General features: G+C 41.3%; 4 protein-coding genes. All 4 read right to left on the bottom strand.

Annotated elements, in window-relative coordinates; all coding sequences use genetic code 11:
* Window positions 1-151: 151 nt before the first annotated feature.
* A complete protein-coding gene (locus HT669_RS10625; protein WP_023940416.1) occupies window positions 152-856 on the bottom strand; it encodes a TIGR02206 family membrane protein in 705 nt (234 codons plus the stop codon).
* A 90-nt stretch (window positions 857-946) separates the two neighbouring features.
* Window positions 947-1,558, bottom strand: coding sequence for an NUDIX hydrolase (locus tag HT669_RS10620; protein WP_000804584.1), 612 nt, complete (start codon window positions 1,556-1,558; stop codon window positions 947-949).
* Window positions 1,545-2,918 (bottom strand): UDP-N-acetylmuramoyl-tripeptide--D-alanyl-D-alanine ligase, encoded by a 1,374-nt coding sequence (gene murF / locus HT669_RS10615; RefSeq protein WP_023940415.1) that lies wholly within the window; start codon window positions 2,916-2,918, stop codon window positions 1,545-1,547. Before murF ends, HT669_RS10620 begins: the two co-directional genes overlap by 14 nt.
* Window positions 2,919-3,001: 83 nt before the next feature.
* Window positions 3,002-4,045, bottom strand: a complete 1,044-nt coding sequence (locus tag HT669_RS10610; RefSeq protein WP_000814626.1) for a D-alanine--D-alanine ligase — start codon at window positions 4,043-4,045, stop codon at window positions 3,002-3,004.
* Window positions 4,046-4,237 lie beyond the last annotated feature (192 nt).

The raw sequence follows: 4,237 nt of genomic DNA, 5'->3' as shown, positions 1-4,237 counted from the left end.
TGATAAAGTCGGGATTATAACACAAAAAATTTAATCATGCTTGCTTTTTTCCTAAATTTCCCAGCCAATTTTTGAGTTTTTCTGTTCAGAAATTCATTCACTGTAAACTTTGTCAACAATCTGTCTATTGTACAAAAAAGAAAGCTCATTTCTAAGCTTTCTTTGCAATCATTTTTTCTGCTTCTTGTTCTAAAAATAGTTCCAAAATTTTCTTTGTCAACGCAATCGCCGCTGCCAAGGCCAGGGAAACGATTAAATAATTAGCTACTAAGCCGTGATCTCCAACCAATGGCGGTTTTGTCAAGAATCCGTAATCCCCACCTGTTACCAAATTGACCACAAAAATCAAGGCATTTAGGGCAAAGGTCATGAGAAAAATTCCCTTCACATCCAGCAATTTCGCACTATACTGTCTCAATAGATAAACTAGAGAGTTCCCCAAGAGTGCTAAATGACCAAAGATAAAGGATAAAATGGTGATATGTGGAAAAGGGTAAGCATCTGGCACTGGATAAACAAAGGCTGCTAATGTCCCAAATGTTCCCAATAATGCAAAGTATTGTTTATATTTGGACTGACCAGGAAGCAAGAGTACCACAAACATAGCCATACGGCAATGGTAAAAGGGTAGGCTTTCTGACAATGGCATATGATTGACCCAGTACCAACCATAAAGAAGGATCAACTGAACGGCCTGTAAAATCTGGAAAAATCGTTGGTAAACCTTCTTTTCACGATAGCGATAGGCTGTATAAAAGGTCAAGGCTAAGAGCGTAAATAGGCTAACATACCAAAAAAGGTCAAATTTAGGTGGTTCTGTTGGCTGAGTTGTAAAAAAAATATCCCATAAATTCATCTAGTCTTCCTCATAATTCAAAATTTTCCTGCATATTATTATACCATGCTATTTGTCAAAAATGGATTTAGAAATACGATAATCATCTTCTTAGTCAAGATATTGCTCCCTCTGACCTTGATAAACCTGCCAAAGAATCTCGATTTGCTCCTTGGTAATGCGTTTTTCAGATAAATTCGGCAGTTGGTCAATTGCAAAAAATTGAAGGTCAGCGATTTCTTGATTTTCTTGGAATTGTCCATCGAGAAGCTTACATTCAAAAACAAACTTTGCATATTGTTTGCTCTGTAGTTGGAAACGATTGGTATCAAAAACAGCTAGCAGTCTTTCAACTTTGGCTTTAAAACCGGTTTCTTCTTCAATTTCCTTGAGAATATTTTCAGTTGGAGAATAGCCGACTTCACCAAAGCCACCTGGCAAAGCCCAACTATCCTCTCCTTGTCCCCTAACCAGACAAATCTTCTCATCCTCAACAATCCAAGCACGGACGTCCATTAAGGGAGTCGCATAAGCGGAGGTCGGTTTCAAGAGTTCTGCCACTTCGTCTGCATCAAGGTCTGATACCTGATTCAACATTTCAGATAACAGACTTCGCAAGTCTTCGTAGCGCTCACAGTCAAAAGGATCTTTTGTAAAGGTTAAGCCAGTATCTGTAAGGGCAATCATTCTTTGCAGATACTTAACAAAATCACTTGGTTTCATTTTCTAAACTTTCTACCAACATGGCTAGGTTCATAGAGTTAGAGCCCTTGAGCAAGATTTGATCATTGGCACTGAGGCTTTCCTTGACCTGCTTGACTAGGTCTTCAAATTGGTCTTGGTCTTCTGTTTTCTTGAAATAGTAAACGTGGCCAATTGGGAACATTTGACTGGCAAGTTGGGCCAATTCAGCAATGTCTTCTCCGTAGAAAATCACGGTATCCAGCACATCTGGAGAAAGGCTCAAAATCATCTGATTATGGAGTTGAACTGACTGGTTACCCAGTTCCTTCATGTCCGCTAAAACCGCAATTTTCTTGCCCCCTTCATTGGCTGGAATGGCAGAGAAGGTCTCTAAAATCAGCTTCATAGCAGTTGGATTGGCATTGTAAACATCTGACAAGATGTCTGCTCCATTGGCTGCTTTCTTCCACTCGGTACGGTTACGCGTCAATTCAAGATTTTGGAAGGCCTGACAAATTTGTTCTTCTGAAACTCCTTCTTGTAGGGCCACATAAGCAGCAATCATAGCATTAGTGGCATTGTACTTACCAGTCACTGGCAAATCAAGGGCTTGTTCCAAGAAATTAGCTTTAAAGGTCAGACTGTCCTTACGCTCAACCAAGTCTGTGATTTCCAACTCTGCTCCTTGCCCAAAACGAACCACCTTTTTATCAGTTGGCAAGTAGGCCTCTACAATGGAGTCGTCTGGGGCCAAAAGCAAGGAATTCGAAGCCATGCCATCTGCAATTTGCATTTTTCCTTGGGCAATCTCCGAACGGTCTTTGAAAAAGGCCAAATGGGCTTCTCCAACCAAGGTCACGATGGCTATCTTTGGATGAGCCAATTCAGACAAGAGATGAATATCTCCCAAGTGATCCTGTCCCATCTCCAAAACCAACTTTTCTGTTCCTTCAGGCATATGGAGAACTGTGTAAGGAAGACCAATCTCGTTATTGTAGTTTCCTTGAGTTTTGTAGGTTTTGTAGATTGTTGACAGCAAATGTGCCAACATATCCTTGGTCGTTGTCTTACCATTTGAACCCGTAATAGCAAAGACATCAACAGTCGTTTTTTCAAGATAGTAGGCAGCTAGTTTTTGAAATGCAGTCAACACGTCGTCTACTAGAATGTAGGGATGATTTGCGATTTCTTTCTCAGACAGGGTTGCTACCGCACCATTTTCAAAGGCTGTTTCGATAAAGTCATGACCATCACGCGCACCTTTGAGTGGCACAAATAAATCTCCAGTCCCAATCAATCGACTGTCAAACTCAGCCTTTTCTAACTGGGCGTTCGCAAAAAGACTAACATCATTTTTAGCTCCAACAGCTTGGGCAACTTCATGGATTGTTAATTTCATTTCTACTCCTTTAAAAAGGGTCGAAGCCCGAGAACTCTAGTCACCTGGCAGTGATGGTTCTGGCTTCTACCCTCTCTTTCATTTTATAGCAAATGCGCTTCGCGCTTGTTAAAGCTTTCCTTGGCAAGGTCAACCAAACGCTCGATTAGTTCTGCGTAGCTGATTCCCATATTGTCCCAAAGTAGTGGATACATTGACCACTGGGTGAAACCTGGCATGGTATTGAGCTCGTTTAGGAAAATCTCTCCCTTATCTGTATAGAAGAAATCGCAACGAGAGAGACCGAGGCCTCCAATGGCACGGAAGGCCGTCTCTGCATTTTGACGCATGACAGCTACCACATCATCACTGATTTTGGCTGGGATGTCCATGGTAATCTTGTTATCAATATACTTGGCATCGTAGTCATAAAAGGCAACATCCTTGACTACTTCTCCTGGTAGCGTGCTTTTGACATCGTAGTTTCCCAAGAGACCAACCTCGATTTCACGGGCATTGACCCCTTGCTCTACCAAGACACGGCTGTCATATTGAAAGGCAAGTTCCAAAGCTTGACGAAGTTCTTCTTGATTTTCAGACTTAGAAATACCGACACTAGAACCCATGTTTGACGGCTTAGTGAAGACTGGATAAGTCAATTTTTCTTCCACTTCAGCGATTTTAGCAGTCACATCATCCCCTTCAACGATAGCCACATAGGGAACTTGTGCAATGCCAGCAGATTCTAACACACGCTTAGTCGTGATTTTATCCATGGCAAGACTGGATGACAAGATATTGCAACCGACATAAGGCAATTTCAAAACTTCAAGGAATCCTTGAACAGAGCCATCTTCTCCCATCGGACCATGAAGAACTGGAAAGACCACTGCCCCTTCTTCATAGATAGCACTTGGTGCAACTTTCTTATCCCAATCAATGGTTTCATTGGTCATGAGACGGTCCTCTTGACCTGGAGTCTGACTAAATTCCTGCGTTTTGATAAAGTCACCTGACTGACTGATAAAGAAAGTCTTGACTGTGAAACGGTCGTAGTTAACCGCACGCATGATACTCTCAGCTGAAAGGACAGAGACTTCACGTTCCGCACTCCTTCCACCATATAAAAGAATAATCGTTTGTTTCATATTATTTGTCCTAATTCTACTAGAATACTCGCTCTTTAGTATATCATATTTGCTTGGTTTTTTAAAACTTGAACCTGATCCTACTCATCACACTATACAAAAAGAGGCCGATAGGAACGATTTTCAGCCTCCTTGATTTTTTATAAATGAATGGAGTTCGTAAATTTGTCTACACCCGACTTTATCACTTAA

Source organism: Streptococcus sp. 2100 (assembly GCF_013276335.1).
GTDB classification, from domain to species: Bacteria; Bacillota; Bacilli; order Lactobacillales; family Streptococcaceae; genus Streptococcus; species Streptococcus pseudopneumoniae.
The sequence above is the reverse complement of the archived record's forward strand: the minus strand, read 5'-3'. Positions and strand labels throughout refer to the sequence as shown.